This is a genomic window from Acidovorax sp. HMWF029 (assembly GCF_003060895.1).
Taxonomy (GTDB): Bacteria; Pseudomonadota; Gammaproteobacteria; order Burkholderiales; family Burkholderiaceae_C; genus Acidovorax.
In genome coordinates, this window is sequence record NZ_QAIH01000153.1 from 33,147 (window position 1) to 54,560 (window position 21,414).

The 21,414-nt window shown below is 65.7% G+C and carries 20 protein-coding genes and 2 pseudogenes; 16 read left to right on the plus strand and 6 right to left on the minus strand.

Annotated features, from left to right (window positions below):
• The first annotated feature begins 63 nt into the window (after positions 1 to 63).
• From DBR12_RS10700 to DBR12_RS10725, 6 genes are all read left to right on the plus strand, one after another.
• Positions 64 to 438, plus strand: coding sequence for a hypothetical protein (locus tag DBR12_RS10700; protein WP_108617249.1), 375 nt, complete (start codon positions 64 to 66; stop codon positions 436 to 438).
• A 169-nt stretch (positions 439 to 607) separates the two neighbouring features.
• Entirely contained in the window at positions 608 to 1,252 is a 645-nt protein-coding gene (locus DBR12_RS10705) for a trimeric intracellular cation channel family protein (RefSeq protein WP_108617227.1), read from the plus strand.
• Positions 1,253 to 1,355: 103 nt separating this feature from the next.
• A complete protein-coding gene (locus DBR12_RS10710; protein ID WP_108617228.1) occupies positions 1,356 to 2,048 on the plus strand; it encodes a transglutaminase family protein in 693 nt (230 codons plus the stop codon).
• A complete protein-coding gene (locus DBR12_RS10715; protein ID WP_108617229.1) occupies positions 2,045 to 2,488 on the plus strand; it encodes a PaaI family thioesterase in 444 nt (147 codons plus the stop codon). Before DBR12_RS10710 ends, DBR12_RS10715 begins: the two co-directional genes overlap by 4 nt.
• Positions 2,489 to 2,714: 226 nt before the next feature.
• Positions 2,715 to 3,347, plus strand: a complete 633-nt coding sequence (locus tag DBR12_RS22730) for a helix-turn-helix transcriptional regulator (protein WP_233244387.1) — start codon at positions 2,715 to 2,717, stop codon at positions 3,345 to 3,347.
• Entirely contained in the window at positions 3,344 to 4,633 is a 1,290-nt protein-coding gene (locus DBR12_RS10725; RefSeq protein ID WP_108617230.1) for a type II toxin-antitoxin system HipA family toxin, read from the plus strand. Before DBR12_RS22730 ends, DBR12_RS10725 begins: the two co-directional genes overlap by 4 nt.
• Positions 4,634 to 4,654: 21 nt before the next feature.
• Here the strand turns inward: DBR12_RS10725 and DBR12_RS10730 are convergent, their stop codons facing one another.
• Complete coding sequence (locus tag DBR12_RS10730) at positions 4,655 to 5,548, minus strand: LysR family transcriptional regulator (RefSeq protein WP_108617231.1); 894 nt, start codon at positions 5,546 to 5,548, stop codon at positions 4,655 to 4,657.
• Between the two features lie 130 nt (positions 5,549 to 5,678).
• Between DBR12_RS10730 and DBR12_RS10735 the strand changes: the two genes are divergently transcribed.
• Positions 5,679 to 6,284: a short chain dehydrogenase gene (locus DBR12_RS10735; RefSeq protein ID WP_108617250.1), complete on the plus strand. Its 606-nt coding sequence runs from the start codon at positions 5,679 to 5,681 to the stop codon at positions 6,282 to 6,284.
• A 113-nt stretch (positions 6,285 to 6,397) separates the two neighbouring features.
• Here the strand turns inward: DBR12_RS10735 and DBR12_RS10740 are convergent, their stop codons facing one another.
• Positions 6,398 to 7,885 carry a PLP-dependent aminotransferase family protein gene (locus DBR12_RS10740; protein ID WP_108617251.1) on the minus strand — a complete coding sequence of 496 codons (1,488 nt, stop codon included), beginning with the start codon at positions 7,883 to 7,885 and terminating at the stop codon, positions 6,398 to 6,400.
• Between the two features lie 66 nt (positions 7,886 to 7,951).
• Between DBR12_RS10740 and DBR12_RS10745 the strand changes: the two genes are divergently transcribed.
• Positions 7,952 to 9,265, plus strand: a complete 1,314-nt coding sequence (locus DBR12_RS10745) for a benzoate/H(+) symporter BenE family transporter (protein WP_108617232.1) — start codon at positions 7,952 to 7,954, stop codon at positions 9,263 to 9,265.
• Positions 9,266 to 9,347: 82 nt separating this feature from the next.
• Here the strand turns inward: DBR12_RS10745 and pcaF are convergent, their stop codons facing one another.
• Complete coding sequence (gene pcaF, locus DBR12_RS10750) at positions 9,348 to 10,556, minus strand: 3-oxoadipyl-CoA thiolase (protein ID WP_108617233.1); 1,209 nt, start codon at positions 10,554 to 10,556, stop codon at positions 9,348 to 9,350.
• 58 nt (positions 10,557 to 10,614) lie between these two features.
• A pseudogene (locus DBR12_RS10755) lies at positions 10,615 to 10,767 on the minus strand (3-oxoadipate CoA-transferase); the annotation flags it as partial.
• A gap of 207 nt (positions 10,768 to 10,974) precedes the next feature.
• On the opposite strand from DBR12_RS10755, the gene DBR12_RS10760 reads away from it, so the two are divergent.
• Positions 10,975 to 11,775 (plus strand): IclR family transcriptional regulator C-terminal domain-containing protein, encoded by an 801-nt coding sequence (locus tag DBR12_RS10760; RefSeq protein WP_108617234.1) that lies wholly within the window; start codon positions 10,975 to 10,977, stop codon positions 11,773 to 11,775.
• A gap of 173 nt (positions 11,776 to 11,948) precedes the next feature.
• Positions 11,949 to 12,383: a DUF1841 family protein gene (locus tag DBR12_RS10765; protein ID WP_108617235.1), complete on the plus strand. Its 435-nt coding sequence runs from the start codon at positions 11,949 to 11,951 to the stop codon at positions 12,381 to 12,383.
• 25 nt (positions 12,384 to 12,408) lie between these two features.
• Here DBR12_RS10765 and DBR12_RS10770 read toward each other — a convergent pair whose 3' ends face one another.
• Together DBR12_RS10770 and DBR12_RS10775 are read right to left on the minus strand one after the other, a co-directional pair.
• Positions 12,409 to 13,674: a putative Na+/H+ antiporter gene (locus DBR12_RS10770; RefSeq protein WP_108617236.1), complete on the minus strand. Its 1,266-nt coding sequence runs from the start codon at positions 13,672 to 13,674 to the stop codon at positions 12,409 to 12,411.
• 251 nt (positions 13,675 to 13,925) lie between these two features.
• Positions 13,926 to 14,588 carry a cytochrome c gene (locus DBR12_RS10775; RefSeq protein ID WP_108617237.1) on the minus strand — a complete coding sequence of 221 codons (663 nt, stop codon included), beginning with the start codon at positions 14,586 to 14,588 and terminating at the stop codon, positions 13,926 to 13,928.
• A 106-nt stretch (positions 14,589 to 14,694) separates the two neighbouring features.
• Between DBR12_RS10775 and DBR12_RS10780 the strand changes: the two genes are divergently transcribed.
• The 6 genes and pseudogenes from DBR12_RS10780 to DBR12_RS22735 all read left to right on the plus strand — a co-directional run.
• The gene (locus DBR12_RS10780) at positions 14,695 to 15,549 is read left to right on the plus strand and encodes a MoxR family ATPase (protein ID WP_108617238.1); all 855 of its coding nucleotides are present in this window, start codon (positions 14,695 to 14,697) and stop codon (positions 15,547 to 15,549) included.
• 20 nt (positions 15,550 to 15,569) lie between these two features.
• Positions 15,570 to 15,806, plus strand: coding sequence for a hypothetical protein (locus DBR12_RS10785; protein ID WP_108617239.1), 237 nt, complete (start codon positions 15,570 to 15,572; stop codon positions 15,804 to 15,806).
• 22 nt (positions 15,807 to 15,828) lie between these two features.
• Positions 15,829 to 16,428 (plus strand): GNAT family N-acetyltransferase, encoded by a 600-nt coding sequence (locus DBR12_RS10790; RefSeq protein WP_108617240.1) that lies wholly within the window; start codon positions 15,829 to 15,831, stop codon positions 16,426 to 16,428.
• A 22-nt stretch (positions 16,429 to 16,450) separates the two neighbouring features.
• Entirely contained in the window at positions 16,451 to 17,638 is a 1,188-nt protein-coding gene (locus tag DBR12_RS10795) for a VWA domain-containing protein (protein WP_094291382.1), read from the plus strand.
• Positions 17,639 to 17,786: 148 nt separating this feature from the next.
• Positions 17,787 to 19,745: an autotransporter assembly complex family protein gene (locus tag DBR12_RS10800; protein ID WP_108617241.1), complete on the plus strand. Its 1,959-nt coding sequence runs from the start codon at positions 17,787 to 17,789 to the stop codon at positions 19,743 to 19,745.
• Positions 19,746 to 19,858: 113 nt separating this feature from the next.
• Positions 19,859 to 21,414 (plus strand): annotated as a pseudogene (locus DBR12_RS22735) (DUF490 domain-containing protein); the annotation flags it as partial.

The following is a 21,414-nucleotide window of genomic DNA, read 5'->3' on the forward strand; positions in this document are numbered from 1 at the left end:
GGCGGGCCACGGGGCGCCGCACATCCCCAATCCAGGCCCCGACCGCCACCCGCCGGAGGCCGCATGAACGAACTCATCGGCGCCAGCGCCGCGCTGGCCTCATTGATCGCACTGACCCGCTGGGCGCGCACCGTGCCTACCCGCGCCTGGGGCGACGGCTCGCCACCCGCCACTGCGGCATCCCGGCGCACCTGGGCCGTGGTTCTGGCCACCCTGGCGCTGCAAGCCCTCGCGGCCACCGCTGCAGCTGGACTGGCGGCGGGGCTGGCGCTGGTGGTGGCGGCCTGGATGGCGCTGGGCTGGCTGCTGGTGCTGGCCATGAACCAATGGCCCGCCGCCAGCCTGCGCTGGGGCCGCCGCTTGGGCGCACTGGGCGGCGCGGGCTGTTTGCTGGCACTGGCCTGGCAGCTTGTGCGGTGGTGGGGCGCCGCGCCCTGAAGGCACCGGCACGCCTGGGCATGACCATCGGTGCATTTTTTATGCAAAAACAGGCTCTAGCGCTTTAACATCAAGCGCTAATAGCTATATTTTTAATAGCAAAACCTACAGCAGCCAAGGTGGCGACAACCCCTGCCTTCACCCACAGCACCACGGCACAATCGCGCCCATGGACCTGCTGCTCGATGCCCCCTGGATTCACACCCTGCGCTTCATCCTGGAAGTGGCCGCCACCGTCGCGTTTGCACTGTCGGGCGTGATCATGGCCGCGCGCAAGCGGCTGGATGTAGTGGGCGTGTGCGTGGTGGCCTTCGTCGCAGCCTTTGGCGGGGGCACGCTGCGCGATTTGCTGCTGGACCAGCGTCCGTTCTTCTGGATTCGCCACACCGAATTTGTCTGGGGCATTCTGGCGCTGTGCATCGGCGCCATGCTGTTCATGCGCCAGCGGCACTTTCAGCCCACCGAGCGCGCCATGCTGCTGCCCGACGCCATCGGCCTGGGCTTGTTTGCCGCCGTGGGCGTGGACATTGCCACCGCCATCGGCATGCCCCCCATCATCAGCGTGATGATGGGCGTGACCACTGGCGTGTTTGGCGGCGTGCTGCGCGATGTGCTGTGCAACGAGGTGCCGCAGGCCTTCAGCGACCACCGGCCCTACGCGTTGTGCGCGTTTGCCGGTGGCTGGGCCGACGTGGCCCTGCGCCAGGTGCAGGCGCCCGACTGGGCACCGCTGGTGGTTTGCGTGCTGCTGACAGCCGGGCTGCGCGGGCTGGCACTGTGGCGCAACTGGGAGCTGCCCGCGTGGCGGGTGTGATGGCGGCTTCACACTCCACGGCACAAGCTGGCGCACCCGTGACAGCATCGAGCGCACAGGGCCCGCACACTGGCTCCAGCCCGACTGCAGGAGACACACCACCATGACCACCGCCCCCACGCCAGCCCACCTGCGTGCCACGGCCCTCATCGACAGCGACGCCCCCTCCGTGCAAGCCTTTGCCGCCGAACACGCACGCGGCACCACCGACCGCGAACGCGCCGTGGCCCTGTACCTGGCCGTGCGCGACGGTTTTCGCTACGACCCGTACCGCATCGACCTGTCGCCCCAAGGGATGGCGGCGAGCAGTGTGCTGGCCAACGGCCATGGCTGGTGCGTGCCCAAGGCCGCGCTGCTGACGGCGGTGTGCCGCGCAGCGGGCATCCCCGCGCGCATGGGGTTTGCCGATGTGCGCAACCACCTCAGCACCGAGCGCATGCGCGAGACCATGAAGACCGATCTCTTCATCTGGCACGGCTACACCGACATCTGGCTTGATGGCGCCTGGCGCAAGGCCACGCCTGCGTTCAACATCGAGCTGTGCGAGCGCTTCGGCCTGCTGCCGCTGGAGTTCGACGGGGAGAATGATTCCATCTACCACCCGTTCGACAAATCGGGCGCGCGACACATGGAATATGTGAACCAGCGCGGCGCGTTTGACGACATGCCGCTGGCGCAGATCGTGGCGGACTTCCGCACGGTGTACCGCGGCTGGCTGCCCGAGGACGGCGCCACCCATAGCAGCCTGGAAGGCGCTAACTTTGCGCAAGACGTGGAGAAGGAGACCCGCGCATGAGCGGTCACGTCGAGATCCCCCCAGGCTTTGCGCCGCTGCAGTCCGGTGGCCCCTTCATCCAGCACAACGGCCCGCTCTACCTGCGGCATGAAGGCAGCGTGGTGCAGTTCGGCTTTCGCGTGGAGCGGCGCCATGTGAACCCCATGAACAACCTGCACGGCGGCATGATGGCCAGCTTTTGCGACATGCTGCTGCCCTTGTCGGTGCACCGCAAAAGCGAGCAGGTGGCCGACCGGTTCCTGCCCACCATCAGCCTGCAGATCGACTACCTCGCCCCCGCCCCGCTGGGCGCCTGGGTGCAGGGCGAGGCCGAGCCGCTGCGCGTCACTCGTTCGCTGGTGTTTGCGCAAGGGCTGGTGACAGCCGATGGCGTGCCCTGTGCGCGGGTGAGCGGGGTGTTCAAGATCGGGCCAGCCGTGCCCCGCAACGCGGTGGAGTGAGCACCGCAGCACCGCACTGTGGCGCAAGGCAACACCCCCGGCGTTGGGTGCGCCTCGCTCACACGGCAGGGCTGGCCAGTCGCACGCGCTCTATTCATAGATGCGATTTTTTCATTCATTTATAAACATCTATGAATAATTCAAACCATGCAACACCATGCCTCTCTGGAACATGGTAGTTAATTCATAGATATTCAAAAATCCCTTATTGGACTAACATCTATGAATGCCATCCCAAAACACCAAGCCCACTGACTACCCCCAGGCGGTTCTTCAGCAGATTGCATTGCTCGCACAGAACATCGTGATTGCACGCAAGCGTCGCAAGGAAACCCAGGCCCAGTGGGCCCAGCGTCTGGGCGTGTCGCAGCCCACCATGGCGCGCATTGAGCGGGGCGACCCATCGGTGTCGATGGCGTCGTATGTGATGTGCATGTGGCTCATCAACCAGGCCCAGGGGCTGGCCGAACTGATTGCACCGCAGAACGACCTGGCATCGCTCGAGCAAGAGGTGGCCAGAGCCCGGCCCCGGCGCGCTGCACGGGCAGCTGCCCCCAGCGGCGCTTTGGCCGCAGTAGGCAACGCCAAGCCCGCCGCCTTGCCGTCCGTTTCAGCGACCAATGCGCCCACCCGCTTGGGGGCCGCACACTTTGCCCAAGAGGCTGAAGGTTTCTTTCAGGGAACAGGCGTTACCAAGCCGATGAAACAGCCCCCGCAAAAAGCCGCTGGCATGGGCCACGAAGAACAGATCCAGCAAGCCTTGCAAACAGCAGGACTCAGCGCGCCAGAGCGCGCTGCCAACAGTACCGCCGCTGGCCTGGCCGCACTGATCTCGGGCCAAAAGAAAGCGCGGCCATGAGCCAACAACTCGACGCGCCGCAGGTCACGCCACGCTCTTACGTGCCGCAAGACACCTTGTATGTCTGGACGCTGATCAACCCAGCCCAACCCGTGCTGACCGGTGCGGTGGGCTTGTCGCAATTGGTGCCCAACTGCGCCACCTTCAGCTACGCCGCAGACTGGTGGCAATTTGCACTGAGCGAAGACCTGCCCCTGCTGGCAGGCCAGATGTTCACAGCAGGCCACAAAGACAGCGCGCCCGGCGCCATCGACGATGCGCGGCCAGACCGTTGGGGCGAGCGCATCATTCGCCACATCGACCGCCCTGCGCGCCTGTCGATTCTGGAGATGCTGCTGTTCGCTGGCGACGACCGCTTTGGTGCTTTGGGCATCTCCACATCGGCCGATCACTACATCCCCCGCCGCATCGGGCCGTATCCGCAGCTGCGCGATCTCGAGGCCATGGTGCGCGCCGTGGAGGACGTGCAGTCCCAAGCCCCGGTCACCGAAGAAATCCAGCGGCTGGTGCAGCCCGGCGTAACGCTGGGCGGGGCGCGGCCCAAGGCACTGCTGCAAACCGATAACGGGCCCTGCGTCATCAAGTTCTGCGAGCTGGATGACACGGTGGACACCCCCCTCATTGAGCACGCCACCATGACACTGGCGGCCCTGGCGGGCATCCACGTTGCCACCACCGGCGTGCTGCCGATTCCATCGCGGCTGGGCCGGGGGCCGCAGCGCCATGCACTCACCATTCAGCGGTTTGACCGCGTGCAAGTGGACACGCTGAACCTGCGCGTGCACTGCATCTCTGCCAAGACGGCACTGGCGGCAGCGGGCCTGGCCGAAAGCTACGGCGCACTGGCCACCGTGCTCCTGCGCCACGCCCATCCCGATCGGCACAAAGCGCAGCGCGAAGAGCTGTTTCGGCGCATGGTGTTCAACATCCTCATGGACAACACCGACGACCACGAGCGCAACCACTGCCTGCGCCTGGGTTTTGACGGCTACTACGCGCTGACCCCCGCCTTCGACGTGGTGCCCACGCTGCAGAACATGGGCTACCAGGCCATGGTGGTGGGCCAGCATGGCGCGCAGTCCACGCTGGAGAACGCGCTGACCGAGCTGAGCGAATTCGGCATCACACGGGCACGTGCCATTGCGCTGATTCAGGAAGTCGCCCAGGCGGTCGAGCACTGGCCTCGGCATTTCCTGCAGCATGGCGTCTGCGCGGCAGACATGGAACAGCTCGCGGCGAGCATCGACCGCGATGCACTTAAGGACCAGCGCAAATCATTCTGCTGAGCCTGAAGCCGTATAGCTCAGTCAGCGACCATCCCCACCCAGCGCTCCCACCACAAACTCCACAAACCGCGCCAGCTTGGGCAACTGCCGCCGGTCGGGTGCATACACCAGATGCACCGGGCGCGGCACGGGCAGACAGTGCTGCATCACCGGCACCAGCGCACCGCTGGCTAGGTCGTCGGCCAATAGCACTTCGGGCTGCATGATGAGGCCCAGGCCGCGCAGCGCCGCCTGGCGCAGGCCGTCGCCCTGGTTGCACACAAAGCGCGCGTTCTCGGGCCAGAAGAAGTCCTCCTTGCCGTCGCGCAATGTCCATTCCACCCTCCGCTGCCACACCGAGTGGCTGAGGCACTGGTGCCGCGCCAGGTCGGCCGCGCGTTCGGGCGTGCCGTGGCGCTGCAGGTACGCGGGTGCGGCGGCAATCACCATGCGGTAGGGGCGCAGCGGGCGGGCCACCAGGCCCTCGTTCACCACCTGGCCAATGCGCACGGCCACGTCAAAGCCCTCGCCTGCCAGGTCCACCACGCTATCGGTCAGTTGCAAATCCACGCGCACCTGGTCATGACGCTGCAGAAAGTCGGCCACCAGCGGGGCGATCACGTGGTTGCCCAGCGTGAACGGCGCGCTCACCCGCAGCAGGCCCTGCGGCACGGCCCGGCTGCGCTCCACGGCCGATTCGGCCCAGCGCACCTGCTCCAGCACGCGTTTGCTGTCTTCGTAGAACGCGGCGCCCACCTCGGTCAGGCTGTTCTGGCGCGTGCTGCGCTGCAACAGGCGTGCGCCCAGGTGGGCTTCGAGCTGCTGGATGTGCTTGCCCACCATCACGGCAGATATCTGCAGCTGGCGCGCGGCGGCGGCAAAGCTGCCGGCCTCCACCACGGCCACCATGACTTCCATGTTGCGCAGCTTGTCCATGGCTCTTGGATATTCCTAATCAATAGTTAGCGCAAGCATAACCCGCATGCACTTTATGCATTGATTGATTAGCAAAAGAATCGGGGTGTCAGTTCTTCATCAACCCCTTTTGACACCCAAGGAAAACACCATGTCCAAGATTCTTCTCATCGGCGCCAGCGGCACCATCGGCCAGGCCGTGCTGGCCAACTTGGGCGCACGCCACGACGTGATCACCGTGGGCCGCAGCAGCGGCATGCACCGCGCGGACTTCTCGCAGCCGGGCTCGGTCGCCCAACTGTTCGAGGCCGTGGGCAAAGTGGATGCCATCGTGAGCACCGCAGGCAACCTTCACTTTGGCCCGCTGACGGAGATGACGGCCGAGCAGTTCAACCTGGGCTTGCAGGACAAGCTGCTGGGCCAGGTGCAGCTGGCACTGGTCGGCCAGAAGTACCTGACCGACGGCGGGTCCATCACACTGACTTCCGGCATCGTGTCGATCGAGCCCATCCGCAACGGCGCCAATGCCACGGCGGTCAACGCGGCCATCGAAGGTTTTGTGGCCGCCGCCGCCATCGAGCTGCCGCGCGGCCTGCGCATCAACGCCATCAGCCCCACGGTGCTGACCGAATCGATGGGCAGCTACGGGCCGTTCTTCCCAGGGTTCGAGCCGGTGCCTGCAGAGCGTGTGGCGCTGGCTTACCAGCGCGGCGTGGAAGGCGCGCAGACGGGGAAGGTGTACCGGGTGAACGCCTGAGTGCGTCTATTTGCTTCTTTTTTCATAGCAAAAAACCAATAACGGTCGCGCGGAAGAGCCATTTTTTAATCCAATTCTCTTGGACAGCCAAGCAAAGGAGCTGCCCGCCGGACCTACTGTGCCCGTGTGGCCAGTTGCCCCAGCTGACGCACGGCCTGCTCCAGCTCGCGCGTCCAGGGGCGGGCAGTGTTCAGGCGCAGGTGGCTGGCGTATTTGGCGGTGGTAGAGAACAGCGCCCCGGGCGTGAAGGCAATGCCCTGGGCCACGGACTGCCGCAGCAGCGCGAGCGTGTCCACAGGGTGCGGCAGCTCCAGCCACAGCCACCAGCCGCCTGCGGGGCTGTGCACACGCGTACCCGCCGGAAAGTACTTGCGCACGGCATCGGTCGCGCGGGGCGTGGTCTGCGTCAGGCGCTCGCGCAGGCGGCGCAGGTGCACCTGCAGTTCGCCAGATCGCATGAATTCCGCCATCACCGCCTGCTCCAGCCAAGGCGCAGCCAGTGAAGTGCTGAGCTTGAGCGACTCCATCCGCGCATGCCAGCGCCCGCCCGATGTCCAGCCCAGGCGAAACGCGGGCGCCAGGCTCTTGCTGCTGCTGCCGCAATAGATGACGCGACCGTGGCGGTCCCAGGCTTTCACGGGCTGAGGCCGCTGCGGTGTGTGCGAGAGGTCGCCGAACACATCGTCCTCGATCAACGCCAGGTCGTGCTGTTCCACCAGTCGCAGCAGACGCCGCTTGTTGCGGTCGGGCATCACATGTCCAAGCGGGTTCTGGAAGTTGGGCATAGCCACCACGGCACGCACGCCGCTTTGGTGCTCCAGCGCGTATTCCAGGGCCTCCAGGCTCATGCCCTCGCCCGGCGTGCAGGGCAGCTCGATGGCACGCAGGCCCAGGTTGCCCAGCATCTGCAGCAGGCCAAAGTACACCGGCGACTCCACCACCACCGCGTCGCCCGGCCGGGTAACGGCCCGCAGTGCCACGTTCAGCGCCTCGGTGCTGCCGTTGGTCACCAGCAATTCCTCGGGCTGCAGGTCCAGGCCATAGGTTGCCATCCAGCCTGCCAGTTCCGTGCGCAGCGCAGGCAGACCGCTGCCTGTGGGGTACGCGCCCAGCATCTCGGGCTGGCTGCGCAACAGGCGCTGGGCAATGCGGGCCAGGGCGTCGGTGGGGTACCACGCGGGGGAGGCATTGGCCAGGTGCAGCCCCCACTGCAGAGGCTGTTGTGTGGTCAGCGAGTACAGCTCGGTCATGCGGTGCTCCAGCGACACCAGCCGGTCGAATTCGACGGGCGGCGGTTTGGACTGCGCACCGGCCTGCGGGCCTAGCGTGCCCATGTCGTTGCTCGTGTCTGGCGCAACGCGGGCCGCAGCGGGCCCTGCGACGTAGATCCCGGACTTGTGCCGCGCCTGGACAGCACCCAGGGCCTCAAGGTGGCGGTAGCAGCGCACCACGGTGGCCACGCTCACGCCTTGTGCGGCGGCCAGCGCGCGCACCGAGGGCAGGCGCTCGCCCGGCGCATAGCGTTGCTGGGCAATGTCGCGACGCACTTGTTGCGCAAGCTGCAGGTAACTGTGCTGCAGTACAGATGTGGATGGAGCCATCTGTACAGCATAAACCCCGTACAGACTGTGCCCACCCAGCGGGTGGTCTGCAGGCACCATGGCCCCATGACAACACCCCACCACCACACCACAAGCCCATCGCCGGTTTTGGCACCGGCCACCACGCCCCACCACCGGCCCGCCGGTGGCGCGCGCCTGCGCGCGCTGGCCACGGCCCAGGACCTGTTCCCCGCCGTGGTGGCAGGGCTGGTGGCCGTGCTGATCTCGTACGCCGGCCCCTTGCTGCTGGTGCTGCAGGCTGCGCAGGCCGGGCACCTTTCTGCGGCACAGGTCACCTCCTGGGTGTGGGCCATCTCCATAGGCTCCGGCGCGTGTGGCCTGTGGATGAGCTGGCGCCAGCGCGTGCCCGTGGTGTGCGCATGGAACACACCCGGCGCGGCCTTGCTGGCCAGCGCGTTGGTGGCCCTGCCCTACAGCCAGGTGGTGGGCGCCTACCTGCTGGCGGCCGCTGCCTTGCTGCTGATTGGGTGGACCGGAGTTTTTGACCGGCTGATGGCCCGCATCCCGCGCAGCCTGTGCGCCGCCATGCTGGCAGGCATTCTGCTGCGATTCGGCGTGGACGCTTTCGGAGCCGCCCGCAGCACCGTGGAGGGCGCGCCCTGGCTGGTGGGCGCCATGTTTGCGGGCTACCTGCTCTTCAAGCAGCGCTCGGCGCGCTATGCCATTGCCCTCACCCTGCTGCTCGGGGTGGCCCTGTGGCAGGGGCTGGGCTGGGGGCAGGTGGCCGCACAAACCGCCGCGAGCGCCCTGGGCACATCGCCCTCAACCTGGGGGCTGGCGTTGCCGGTGTGGACCACGCCAGAATTTTCGTGGACCGCCATCCTGAGCACCGCAGTGCCGCTGGCGCTGCTGTGCCTGACCGGCCAGCAAGTGCCCGGTGTGGCCGTGCTGCGCGCCTCGGGCTACAGCGCCCACAACAACCAGCTCATTGCGGGCACCGGGCTGGCCAGCCTGCTGCTGGCACCCTTCGGAGCCCACGGCATCAACCTCGCGGCCATTACCGCCGCCATCTGCACCGGAGAAGAAGCACACCCCTTGCCGGAAAAGCGCTGGGTGGCTGGCGCAGCCTGCGGGGTGTTCTATCTGGTACTGGGTAGCTTTGCAGGTGCCATCACCTACGCCTTTGCGCAGCTGCCCGCCGCGCTGGTGAGCACCGTGGCGGGTCTGGCGCTGCTGGGAGCCATCCAGAACGGACTGGTGGGTGCCCTGGCCGAGCCCTCGGAACGCGAGGCCGCACTGGTCACCTTTGTGGTCACAGCCTCCAACGTCAGTCTGTTGGGCCTGGGCTCGGCCTGCTGGGGGCTGGCACTGGGGCTGCTGACCTGGTGGGTGCTCAGACCACGCGCTGCTGCGCGCTGAAGCCGGGGCGGCTGAGCGCCAGCTGCGAACGCCCTTGGCTACCCCGTGCTTGAACCCGCGCTGAGCCTGAGGAGGATTTGGATCAAACGCGCTCCAGAATCACCGCAATGCCCTGCCCCACGCCAATGCACATGGTGCACAGCGCGTACTTGCCAGCGTGTTCGTGCAGGCGATTGACAGCGGTGGTGACCAGCCGCGCGCCGCTGGCGCCCAGCGGGTGGCCGAGGGCAATGGCGCCGCCCCAGGCGTTCACGCGGGCGTCGTCGTCCTTGATGTCCAGCGCGCGCAGCACGGCCAGGCCCTGAGCGGCAAAGGCTTCGTTGAGCTCGATCACGTCCATGTGGTCGATGGTCAGGCCCGTCTGCGCCAGCACCTTGAGCGTGGCAGGCGTGGGGCCAAAGCCCATGATGCGCGGCGCCACACCGGCCACGGCCATGCCCACCACACGGGCGCGGGGCTTGAGGCCGTATTTGGCCGCGTTGGCCTCATCGGCCAGCAGCAGCGCGCAGGCGCCGTCGTTCACGCCCGACGCATTGCCCGCCGTCACCGTGCCGTCGGGCCGCACCACGCCCTTGAGCTTGGCCAGTGCTTCCAGGCTGGTTTCGCGGGGGTGCTCATCCTGGCTCACGACAATCGCCTCGCCCTTCTTTTGCGGAATGTGCACGGGCACGATCTCGCGCGCCAGGTGGCCGTCCTTGATGGCGGCCACGGCGTTGAGCTGGCTGCGCAGGGCCATGCGGTCTTGCGCTTCGCGCTCGATGCGGAAGTCGGTGGCCACGTTTTCGGCGGTCTCGGGCATGGAATCGACGCCGTACTTTTCCTTCATCAGCTTATTGATGAAGCGCCAGCCGATGGTCGTGTCATACACCACGTTGTTGCGGCTGAAGGCGCTCTCGGCCTTGGGCATGACGAAGGGTGCGCGGCTCATGCTCTCCACGCCACCCGCAATCATCAGGCCCGCCTCGCCCGCCTTGATGGCGCGTGCGGCCGTGCCCACGGCATCCAGCCCCGAGCCGCACAGGCGGTTGATGGTGGCGCCAGGCACATCCACCGGCAGGCCTGCCAGCAGGCTGGCCATGTGGGCCACGTTGCGGTTGTCTTCACCGGCCTGGTTGGCGCAGCCGTAGAGCACATCGGTCACGGCCGCCCAGTCCACGCCGGGGTTGCGGTCCATCAGCGCCTTGATGGGGATGGCGCCCAGGTCGTCAGTGCGTACGCTGCTCAGCGAGCCGCCATATCGGCCGAACGGCGTGCGGATGGCGTCGCAGATGAAGGCTTGGCGGGTGGTCATGGTGTTGTCTCCTCGGTTCTCGGGTTGGGTTGAATGGGTTCGGTCAGGCGGCCGTGGTCTACGGCGCCCGGATGGGTAGGCCCACTAGTTGCTCCAGCTCGACCAGCGACAGGCCGGGCACGGTGTCGATCAGCTGCAGCCCGGCGGGCGAGCAGGCCAGTGTGCACAGATCGGTGCAGATGCGCTTCACGCAGGCGACACCGGTGAGCGGCTAGGAGCATTGCGTTGTTGATCAATTCAGCGATTTCCTCATGCGCAGGCCACGGGTTGTGCGCAACGCAGGGCTTGCCGGGCGCAAGGGTCTGGCACGCCGCTGACCCGGTCGCCCAGGGTTGGCGAGCGTCTTGTTTCTGTTGAATCTATAATTTGTTCGCCAAAAGAACAAAAGTTCGCTCAAAGAATTATAGAGAGCCTGCCTATGGATCCCGGAACGCCTCCTGCCAAAGGTCCTAAACCCAGCGACAGCTACGTGCAGTCGTTCGCGCGGGGGCTGGAGGTGATCCGCTCGTTCAGCGCCGACACCACCGCGCAGACGTTGAGCGAAGTGGCCGCCCGCACCGGGCTGACCCGCGCTGGCGCGCGGCGCATTCTGCTGACACTGCAGACGCTGGGCTATGTGGAAACCGACGGCAAGCTCTTTCGGCTCACACCGCGCATCCTGGACCTGGGCTTTGCTTACCTGTCGTCGCTGCCCATCTGGAACCTGGCGGAGCCGGTGATGGAAGATCTGGTGGAAGAGGTGCGCGAATCCTCATCGGCCGCCGTGCTCGACGGCCTGGACATCGTCTACGTGCTGCGCGTGCCTACGCACAAGATCATGCGCACCACGCTCGGCGTAGGCTCGCGCCTGCCCGCGTGCTGGACGTCCATGGGGCGGGTGCTGCTGGCAGGACTACCGGATGATGAACTGCAGGCCCGGTTGCGGAGCCACCCCATGGAGCGTTTTACAGACCACACCACCACTGATGTGGATGCGCTGATCGCCCACATCCACCAGGCGCGCCAGCAAGGCTGGTGCCTGGTGAATCAGGAGCTGGAAGAGGGCTTGATTTCGATTGCGGCACCATTGACCAGCCGCACAGGGCAGACCGTCGCAGCGCTCAACATCAGCGGCCAGGCCAACCGCACAAGTGCGGACATGATGCAAAAGACACTTCTGCCGACATTGCTGACCGCAGCGCGGACCATCTCGCGCATGATGGGTGCGCCAAGGGGGTAAGGGATCCTGATTTGGAGGACAGCGACAAACCGGACCCGGCTCCTTGTGTTTGCACCCAGCCAATGTAGGAGCCGCCCCTGCCAAGACGGCGTAGGACGCGGCCGCAGCACTGCGTAGCGCACAGGCGCAACCTCGTCGCCGCCAAGGCAAAGCCACGTGCTACCCTCAACCCCATGTTCAGCCCCTCCCAAGCCGATGTGCGCCGCTTTCTGTGCGGCGTGCACGCCAAGACCCAGAGCGGCGCCCCCATGGAAGCCATCGAAACGCTGGCCAGCCTGTGGATCGCCGAGCACCCCGAATACCACGCCGACTTGTCCAACGCCGACGCGGCCGTCGCCCGCAACTACGACGAAACGCCAGGCCAGACCAACCCGTTCTTGCACCTGTCGATGCACCTGTCGATCAGCGAGCAATGCAGCATCGACCAGCCGCGTGGAATTCGCCAAGCAGTGGAGCTGCTGACAGCGCGGCTCGATTCCCTGCACGACGCCCACCACGCTGCCATGGACTGCCTGGGCGAGATGCTGTGGGAAAGTCAGCGTGCAGGCCGACCGCCCGATGGAGAGGCCTACATCGCATGCGTGCAGCGGCGCGCCACGCGAGACTGAGCCCCACAGCGACTCACAGAGCGGCTTACAGCAGTCGGAACGCCAATACCGCCACCAGGGTGGGCGGCAAGGCACCCAGCAGAAGCCACAGCGGATGGACCACTCCTCCCGCAAACCGGCCTTTGAGGATGGCTGCCCCTGCGGGATTCGGAGCATTGGCGATCACCGTCAGGCCGCCCCCTGTCACCGCCCCTGCCACCAGGGCCACCTGGAACTCATGGCTGAGCCCTGCGACCAGCGAACCCAGGTAGGTCAGGGCCGCGTTGTCGGTAAAGGCGGTGAGTGCGACCGCCCCAAAGAACACCGCGTTCGCATCCATCGCCATCAGAATGGGCTGCAGCCACCACTGCTGCACACCACCCAGCACCACGAGCCCCGCCAAAAAGAATGCCACCAGCAATGCCTCGCGCAGGATCAGCGGGTTCTGATAGTGCCGGTAAGCCGACGTAAAACCCAGGAAGAACAGAAAGAGCCCCAGGAACACTGCAGGGTGGTGGGCAAACAACACGACCAGCGCCAAAAACACGATGTGCACGGCCATCACCGATGCGGGGACAGGCACCTCGGGTGCCGGAATCTTGCGCCCCATGTGCCCCACCTGGTTACGGAAGATGAGCGTGACCGTCACAGCATTGACCAGCACGGCCACCGCTGCCTTCCAACCAAAATGGGACACCATGAACCACAGGTCCCAGTTCCACTGGGTTGCCACCATCAGCACCGGCGGCGCAGCAAAGGGGGTGAGCGTGCCGCCGATCGAGATGTTGACGAACAACACGCCGATCGTGGCGTACTTCAGCCGACTCGACACCGGCCGCGAGAAAAGAAGATCTCGCAGCATCAGCGCGGCCAGCGTCATCGCGGCTGGCTCGGTGATGAAAGAGCCCAGCAACGGCACCAGTGCAAGCACCACGAAGTACATAGCCACGCCACGACGCACAGGCAGACGGCGCGCCAGCTGCCGCGCCATGGCTCCTGAGAGTTCCAGGATGGGTCGAGTGGCGGCGATCACCATGATGGCGAACACAAACAGCGGCTCGGTGAAGTTGCGCGAGTCGAGGTAGGCCGTGGCCTGTTGCTTGCCGCTGATGGCAAACATGAAAAGCATGAGGACCATGGCCCAGAAGCCAAAGACCACCTCCACCTCACCCAGCAAGTGCAGAAAGCCCGCATGCCGAGGCCGTGTGTGGGCCAAGCGCGTGAAATACCGGGTGGAGAAAGTGTGCAGGATCGCCAGTCCGAACAGGAAGGCGCCCAAGGCCTGAATCAGGGTGGGAGAAGCGTGGAACATCGGTGGTCGCAGTCAAGCCGCGAGGCGGCCCGACCAGCGCATGAACCTGCCGAATCACCGTGACTGCGACACCCGCTCACATTGTATAAAAGCGCACCAAAACCCCATGTAGGCACAAGACGCATTTGTGCCCTGCCCAGATATTTCGGCAAGGATTTACGCTCCGTTTGTGGCGCATTCGCCGGATCCCGCAGCCCCATGAAAAAAGCCCGCCAAGGCGGGCTTTCGGGCTCGTTGGTCAAGGCGCCGTATCAGCGGAAGCGCGACTGAGGCACCACGTGCAGGTCGCCATCCACGCTGGCGATGTAATTAGCCAGAGCCTTCAGCTCGGCATTGGTGAACTGCTTGGCAACTCCACCCATGATGGCATTGCTACGACCCACATTGGCGTTCTTCTCGACCTTGTAGGACTTGAGGGCGACAAAGAGGTAGTCGGCATGCTGGCCCGCAATCTTGGGGTAGGAGGGATCGATAGGCTTGGCAAAGTTGTCGCCGTGGCAGGAGACACAAGCGCCCTTCTTGAGCAACTCAGCCACTTGCACGCTGGGCTCACGGCCAGGCTTGGCAGGCAGCTCAGCGCCTGTCTTGCCATGCTGTTCATAGTAGGCCGACACATCGGCGATGTCCTTCTCGGACAGCGATTCGGCAATGCCGCGCATCGTGGGGTGCTTGCGTTCGCCCTTCTGGTAGGCCACCAGGGCCGCAGTAATGAACTTGGCGCTTTGGCCCGAGATCATGGGCACCTTGTGGATCTCAGGAAAGCTGGCCTGGTAGCCAGGAATGCCATGACAGCCAATGCACATGGCAATCTTTTGCTTGCCGGCTTCCACATCGCCTTTGGCTTCCTGGGCATGGGAGACGGCGGTCACGGAAGCGACAGCCAGGGCAAATAGCGTGGTCAGCGTTTTGTTCATTTTGCGCGCACAATCTCGTGGAAGTTCAGCTCTAGGCTCTGATCAGCCGTTGATTATAGCCAGCGCCCTGTCAAGCCCATTCATCAACGATCCGGTGTTTTCCCCCATGAAATTCCAAGGCTCCCAGAACTACGTCGCCACCCAAGACCTGATGCTCGCCGTGAACGCCGCCATCACGCTGCAACGGCCGCTGCTGATCAAGGGCGAGCCCGGCACGGGCAAGACGATGCTGGCCGAGGAAGTGGCGCAGGCGCTCGATATGCCGCTGTTGCAATGGCACATCAAGTCCACCACCAAAGCCCAGCAGGGCCTGTATGAATACGACGCGGTGAGCCGCCTGCGCGACAGCCAGCTCAATGATGGCGACAGCGCCGAGCGTGTGAAGAACATCCGCAACTACATCGTGCAGGGCGTGCTGTGGCAGGCCTTCACGGCCGACCGGCCCGTCGCGCTCTTGATCGACGAAATCGACAAGGCCGACATCGAGTTCCCGAACGACCTGCTGCGCGAGATCGACCGCATGGAGTTCTATTGCTACGAGACGCGCGAACTCATCAAGGCCAAGCACCGCCCGCTGGTGTTCATCACCTCCAACAATGAGAAGGAGCTGCCCGATGCCTTCCTGCGCCGCTGCTTCTTCCACTTCATCAAGTTCCCCGAGGCCGACACGATGCGGCAGATCATCAACGTGCACTTCCCCACGCTCAAGAGCGATCTGCTCAGCGTGGCGATGAAGACGTTCTATGACGTGCGCAACCTGCCGGGCCTCAAGAAAAAGCCCTCAACCAGCGAACTGATCGACTGGCTCAAGCTGCTGGTGGCTGAAGACATCCCGCTTACCGCACTGCAGAGTGCCGACAACAAGGTGGCGGTGCCGCCACTGGTGGGTGCGCTGCTCAAGAACGAACAGGACGTGAGCCTGTTTGAAAAACTGGTGTTCATGAACCAGAGAAACCGTTGATTTTGAGAGCAGGCCGCACCATGGGCGCCCCCAATCCACCATCCCTCGCAGACGGCATCTCTGACGCCGTCGGTTTTATCGGCGGTGCGCTGGCTGGCTTCTGGCTGGGCCAGTGGCTCGGCATGGATATCTTTGCCCCGGGCTATGGCACCCAGGCCCTGCTGGGTATTGCCCTGGTCGGGCTGGGCGGCGGGCTGGGTCTGCACGCGGCCAAACGCTGGCAGGCCAGCCGCCGCAGCGAGCCCTCCAAGGACTGACGAAGCGCACAGAGCAACAACTATGGCCTTTGTAGAACCCATCACACTGCGCGACCGTGGTGTGCGCCTGGAACCCCTTGATCTGTCGCACGAGGAGGGCCTGCGCCTGGCCGCCGCTGACGGCGAGCTGTGGAAGCTGCGTGTGACCTCGGTGCCCGAACCCCAGGACACGCGCGCCTACATCGAAACCGCCCTGAAGGGCCGCGAAGAAGGTCATCGGTTCGCGTTTGCCGTGGTCGAAGAGGCCACTGGCAAGGTGCTGGGCTGCACCAGCTTTCACGACATCCTGCCCGCCGTGAAGCGGGTAGAGATCGGCTACACCTGGTACTGCCAAAGCGTGCAACGCAGCCACGTCAACACGACCTGCAAGCTGCTGCTGTTGCAGCACGCCTTCGACACGCTGGGCTGCCATGTGGTGGGCTGGCGCACCGACAACTACAACTTTGCATCCCAAAAGGCCATCGAGCGCCTGGGCGCCAAGAAGGACGGAGTGATCCGTGGCCACGCGCTGCGCCGTGACGGCACCATCCGTGACACGGTGATGTACAGCATGCGCGCGGGCGAGTGGCCTGAGGCGCGCGCTCAGTTGCTATATCTTTTGGAGCGCAACAAGCCCGCCTGAAGCGCGCAAGGAGCCAAAAATCATGCTGATCGACTTCTTCTACACCCTGCGCTCGGCCAAACTACCCGTATCGGTCAAGGAATACCTCACCCTGCTCGAAGCCCTGCAGGCCGGTGTGGTAGGGCCCAAGTCGGATGACGCGTGGAGCCTGGACGACTTCTACAACCTGTCGCGCCTTACGCTGGTCAAGGACGAAAAGCACTACGACAAGTTCGACCGGGCCTTCGGCGCCTACTTCAAGGGTGTGGAGATGGTGGCCGACTTCACCAAGGAGATCCCGGCCGACTGGCTGCGCAAGATCCTGGAGAACGAGCTCACGCCTGAGCAAAAGGCAGCCATCGAGAAGATGGGCTGGGACGAGCTGATGGAGACGCTCAAGAAGCGGCTCGAAGAACAGAAGGAGCGCCACGAGGGCGGCAGCAAGTGGATTGGCACCGGCGGCACCAGCCCGTTTGGCCACGGCGGCTACAACCCGCAGGGTGTGCGCATTGGGGGCGCAGGCAAGAACAAGAGCGCGGTGAAGGTGTGGGAGCAGCGCGCCTACAAGGACTACGACGACCAGCAAGAGCTGGGCACTCGCAACATCAAGGTGGCGCTGCGCCGCCTGCGCAAGTTTGCGCGCGAGGGGCATGAGCTCGAACTTGACCTGCCCGACACCATCCGCAGCACGGCAGCCAACGCGGGTTACCTCGACATCAAGATGGTGCCCGAGCGACACAACAACGTGAAGGTGCTGCTGCTGATGGATGTGGGCGGCACGATGGACGAGCACATACAGCGGGTGGAAGAACTGTTCAGCGCCGTCAAGAGCGAGTTCAAGCACCTGGAGTTCTATTACTTCCACAACTGCGTGTACGACTTCATGTGGAAGAACAACCGCCGCCGCTTTGCCGAGAAGTTCCCCACCTGGGACATCATCCGCAAGTACAACCGCGACTACAAACTGATCTTCGTGGGCGACGCGACCATGAGCCCCTACGAGATCCTGCAGCCCGGTGGCAGCGTGGAGTACAACAACGAGGAAGCGGGTGCCGAGTGGATCCAGCGCCTCACGCACGCCTTCCCCAAGCACGCGTGGATCAACCCCGAGCCCCAGGGCGTGTGGCAATACCGCCAAAGCATCAGCATCATCCAGCAGCTGCTTGGCAACCGCATGTACCCGCTGTCCCTCAAGGGGCTGGAGGAAACCATGCGGCTGCTTTCAAAGTGAGAACAGGTTCTACAAGACCGCTGACTCAGTGCGCCGAGACCCCATTGCGCGCCACTGTCTGACACGGACGGGATGCTTTTCAGTGCATAGTGGCGGCGGGCTGGTTTTGAGAACCTGGCGCCACTGTCCACTCCCACCCATTGTTGCCGTGCCCTTTCGCGTCCTGCGCTCCTCCGTCAATCCCCCAACGCCGGCTCCATGGTCGGCGTTGCTGCTTATCGGCGCACTGGCGGGCCTGACCGGTTGCAGTCTGCTGCCGCGCAGCGATAGCCAGGAGGCCCCGGGGGCAGCCAGCGCGGCCATTGCCGAATCCGGCCCCCCCGCGTTTGATCTTCAGGTGCACGCACCGGCCACCGTGCAGGAAACCCTGGAACGCCACCTGGAACTGCAGCGCTTTCGCCACCTGCCCGACCTGCATGCCAACGAGTTGCAGCGCCTGCTGGGCGCAGCCGATGCCAACGCCCGCGAATTGCTAGGCACCATGGGCTACTTTGCACCCACCATTACCGTGGAGCAGACCGAAACGCCCGACAGCAAGGGCGCCCCACGCGCGGTGGTGGTCACGGTACAGCCGGGCCCGCAGACCCGCATCGCCAACGCAGACCTCGCCTTCACCGGCAGCGCGGGCGGCGCAGACGGGTCCAGCGCAGTGCCGTCGCCCGATGAAACCAGCACCCAGGACGCCAGCATCCGCCAGCAGCAGCGCGTGCAGCGCAACTGGTCACTGCAGCCAGGCCAGCCCTTCACTCAGTCTGCCTGGGACGCTGCCAAGAACGACGGCCTGCGCCAGCTGCAGGCGCACCGCCACCCCACCGCCCGCATTGCCAGCAGCCGCGCCGAGATCGACGCAGACAAGCACGAGGCCCGGCTTAGTGTGACCTACGAGCCCGGTCCGCCCTACCGATTCGGGCCGCTGCGTGTGGAGGGCAGCCAGCGCTATGACCCCGATGGCGCGCGGCGCCTGGCACGCCTGCCTACCGGCACCGTGTACGACGAGGCCGAAATGCTCGACGCCCAGCTACGACTGGCCAACAGCGGCTACTACGACGCGGTGTTCCTCACCCTTGACACCGAAGGCACCGACCCAGAGGCCGCGCCCGTAGTGGCCCAGGTGCGCGAGGCCAAGGTGCAAAAACTGGTGTTCGGGCCGGGGTTCTCAACGGACAGCGGCGCTCGCCTGTCGCTCGAACACATCCACAACCAGATGCCCGGCCTGGGCTGGCGCGCCGTGAGCAAACTGGCACTGGACCGCGAGACCCACCAGGGCAGTAGCGAATGGACCGACCTGCCGGACAATCGGGGCTGGCGTTGGTTTGCTGGCGGCGAACTGCAGCGCGAATCCACCGGCGACTACGACGTGAACAGCAGCCGCCTGCGCGCGGGCCGCAGCAAAAGCACCCGGCACATCGACCGCAACTTTTTCTTGCAATATGACTACGCCAACAGCCAGGGCCTTGCCACCAATGTGCAGTTGCCCTCCGACACCAGCACGGCGCTCAGCGTGAACTATGGCTGGACCGGCCGCTACTTCAACAGCCTCACCGCTCCCACGCGCGGCCATGGCATCGCCGTAGCGCTGGGCCTGGGTACCACGCTGCGGCCTGAGCGCGACCCGTTCGTGCGCACGCTGGTACGCTGGCAATCCTTCATCCCCGCCGGGCGTGTGATCGACGATGCAGGCACAGGCCGCAACGCCCGGCTGGCCCTGCGGGCCGAGGCCGGGGCCGTGCTCGCCCGCGATGGCGCGCAGATCCCCCTGACGCAGCTGTTCATTACCGGAGGTGACACCACGGTGCGCGGCTACGGCTACCGCAGCATTGGCGCGCGCACAGACAAAGGCCAGCTCTACGGTGGGCGCTACCTGGCCGTGGGCAGCGTGGAATGGCAACGCCCCATCGTCTACAAGGGTCAGATGACCGACTGGGAGAGCACGCTGTTCGTCGATGCCGGGGCCGTGGGGGACAAAGTGGGAGACCTCAGCCCCCGCGTGGGCGTGGGCGCCGGGGTACGTTGGCGCAGTCCCGTGGGCCCTCTGCAGGCCGACCTGGCCTATGGCGTCAAGACCCAGGAGCTGCGACTGCACCTGCGGCTGGGGTTCAGCTTCTGATGGCGATGAGCAACACCCCGCGCCATTCCTCACCCGCACCACGCGCACCTGCGTCGGACTTCAGCGCCGGGTCTTCATCAGCCCCGAGCCCACGCCCTCCCCGCGCGCCCCGCGTGCTGCGAGCATTCGGCTGGCTGCTGGTGGTGCTGGTGGCCTTGCTGCTCACGGCCTGCGCACTTCTTTGGTGGTGGGCGGGCAGTGGCACGTCGCTGGCCACCACGCTGGCCCGCGCGCAGCAGTATCTGCCCGCAGGCCAGCAACTGGAAAGCCGCGAAGTCACCGGCTCGCTGCGCAGCGGTGGGCGCATCGGCTGGCTGCGCTGGAGCAGCCCCAGCCTGTCCGTAGAGGTGACCGATCTGCGCCTGGGCTGGCAACTGGCACCCTTGCTGCAGCGCCGGCTGGCGCTGGGCGAAGTGCTGGCCACGCGCGTGCAGATCACGCCACTGGCCAGCGCACAGAGCGCCGAGCCCCCAACGCCCCCCAACCAACTGGTGCTGCCCTTGCACATCGGCGTGCCGTTTCGCGTGGACCAGTTGCAATGGGCGGGCGCCCCCGCCGTGGAGGCGTGGGGGCTGGCGGGCGACTACCACTTTGACGGGCGCGAGCACCGCCTGAACATCGGCACCGTGGAGCTGGCCCAGGGCCAATACAACGCGCGGCTGACGCTGCAGGCCCAGGCGCCCCTGGCGCTGAACGCCACCGTGGACGGCACAGTGCGCGCCGCCGTGCCTGGTGGCACTTCTGCCATCCAGCTGGGCGCGCACGCCACGCTGCAGGGCACGCTGGCCACGGCAGCGGCGCAGCTGCAACTGCAGGCGCGCATCCAGCCCACAACCACGCAAGAAAGCCAGGCCACGCCGCCACCGCCCGCCACGGCAGACGCCATGCAAGCCAAGGTGCAGGCCACGCTGGCCCCCTGGTCCGCACAGCCCCTGCAGTCTGCTCAGGCCACGCTGCGCGCCGTCAACCTCGCAGCCTTGTGGCCCCAGGCACCGGCCACGCAGCTGCATGGCACCGTGCAGGCGGGCCCCACCCAAGGCACAGCCTCCAGCAACAAGGGCTGGGCCATGCGGGCACAGCTGCGCAACGAACTGGCAGGCCCGTGGGACCAAACCCGCCTGCCCCTCACCGCACTGCAGGCCGATGCGAACTATGACGGCACCCGCTGGACCGTGCCCGGCGCCACGGTGAATGCTGGCACTAGCGCCTTGACCCTGCATGGCAGCTACACCCCCACCACCGGCGCGCTGGATGGCCAGGCCGAACTGCGCAACCTGCGCCCCGACGCACTGCACACCGCTTGGGCGGCCGCACCGCTGGCAGGCCGCATGGCCGCGCAGATGCAGGGCGAGGTGGTGCGTTTTACGGCGGACATCCAGGCCATCAGCCCCACTGCGGCCCCCCCTTCCAAAACGCCAGCCAACCGCTCCCCGCTACTGCGCATCAACACATTCGCCGCCCGGGGTAGCTGGCACCCACCTTCGCCCACCCAGCCCGGCGGCACCTTGCACCTGGAACGCCTCCTTCTGGACGCATTGCAAGCCCGCGTCGAAGCCACCCAACTGCGTGTGGCGCCCGGCGAACAGTCGGGCCAAGGCCTGGTTACGCTGGCCGTGCCGGGCGCCACAGCACGCGCGCAGGGCAGCATCGCCGCACAGACCGGCGGGGG

Excerpts from the sequence above, each read along its gene's own strand:
- DBR12_RS10700 (WP_108617249.1), top strand. The coding sequence starts at position 64 with ATGAACGAACTCATCGGCGCCAGCGCCGCGCTGGCCTCATTGATCGCA.
- DBR12_RS10705 (WP_108617227.1), top strand. The coding sequence starts at position 608 with ATGGACCTGCTGCTCGATGCCCCCTGGATTCACACCCTGCGCTTCATC.
- DBR12_RS10710 (WP_108617228.1), top strand. The coding sequence starts at position 1,356 with ATGACCACCGCCCCCACGCCAGCCCACCTGCGTGCCACGGCCCTCATC.
- DBR12_RS10715 (WP_108617229.1), top strand. The coding sequence starts at position 2,045 with ATGAGCGGTCACGTCGAGATCCCCCCAGGCTTTGCGCCGCTGCAGTCC.
- DBR12_RS22730 (WP_233244387.1), top strand. The coding sequence starts at position 2,715 with ATGCCATCCCAAAACACCAAGCCCACTGACTACCCCCAGGCGGTTCTT.
- DBR12_RS10725 (WP_108617230.1), top strand. The coding sequence starts at position 3,344 with ATGAGCCAACAACTCGACGCGCCGCAGGTCACGCCACGCTCTTACGTG.
- DBR12_RS10730 (WP_108617231.1), bottom strand. The coding sequence starts at position 5,548 with ATGGACAAGCTGCGCAACATGGAAGTCATGGTGGCCGTGGTGGAGGCC.
- DBR12_RS10735 (WP_108617250.1), top strand. The coding sequence starts at position 5,679 with ATGTCCAAGATTCTTCTCATCGGCGCCAGCGGCACCATCGGCCAGGCC.
- DBR12_RS10740 (WP_108617251.1), bottom strand. The coding sequence starts at position 7,885 with ATGGCTCCATCCACATCTGTACTGCAGCACAGTTACCTGCAGCTTGCG.
- DBR12_RS10745 (WP_108617232.1), top strand. The coding sequence starts at position 7,952 with ATGACAACACCCCACCACCACACCACAAGCCCATCGCCGGTTTTGGCA.
- pcaF (WP_108617233.1), bottom strand. The coding sequence starts at position 10,556 with ATGACCACCCGCCAAGCCTTCATCTGCGACGCCATCCGCACGCCGTTC.
- DBR12_RS10760 (WP_108617234.1), top strand. The coding sequence starts at position 10,975 with ATGGATCCCGGAACGCCTCCTGCCAAAGGTCCTAAACCCAGCGACAGC.
- DBR12_RS10765 (WP_108617235.1), top strand. The coding sequence starts at position 11,949 with ATGTTCAGCCCCTCCCAAGCCGATGTGCGCCGCTTTCTGTGCGGCGTG.
- DBR12_RS10770 (WP_108617236.1), bottom strand. The coding sequence starts at position 13,674 with ATGTTCCACGCTTCTCCCACCCTGATTCAGGCCTTGGGCGCCTTCCTG.
- DBR12_RS10775 (WP_108617237.1), bottom strand. The coding sequence starts at position 14,588 with ATGAACAAAACGCTGACCACGCTATTTGCCCTGGCTGTCGCTTCCGTG.
- DBR12_RS10780 (WP_108617238.1), top strand. The coding sequence starts at position 14,695 with ATGAAATTCCAAGGCTCCCAGAACTACGTCGCCACCCAAGACCTGATG.
- DBR12_RS10785 (WP_108617239.1), top strand. The coding sequence starts at position 15,570 with ATGGGCGCCCCCAATCCACCATCCCTCGCAGACGGCATCTCTGACGCC.
- DBR12_RS10790 (WP_108617240.1), top strand. The coding sequence starts at position 15,829 with ATGGCCTTTGTAGAACCCATCACACTGCGCGACCGTGGTGTGCGCCTG.
- DBR12_RS10795 (WP_094291382.1), top strand. The coding sequence starts at position 16,451 with ATGCTGATCGACTTCTTCTACACCCTGCGCTCGGCCAAACTACCCGTA.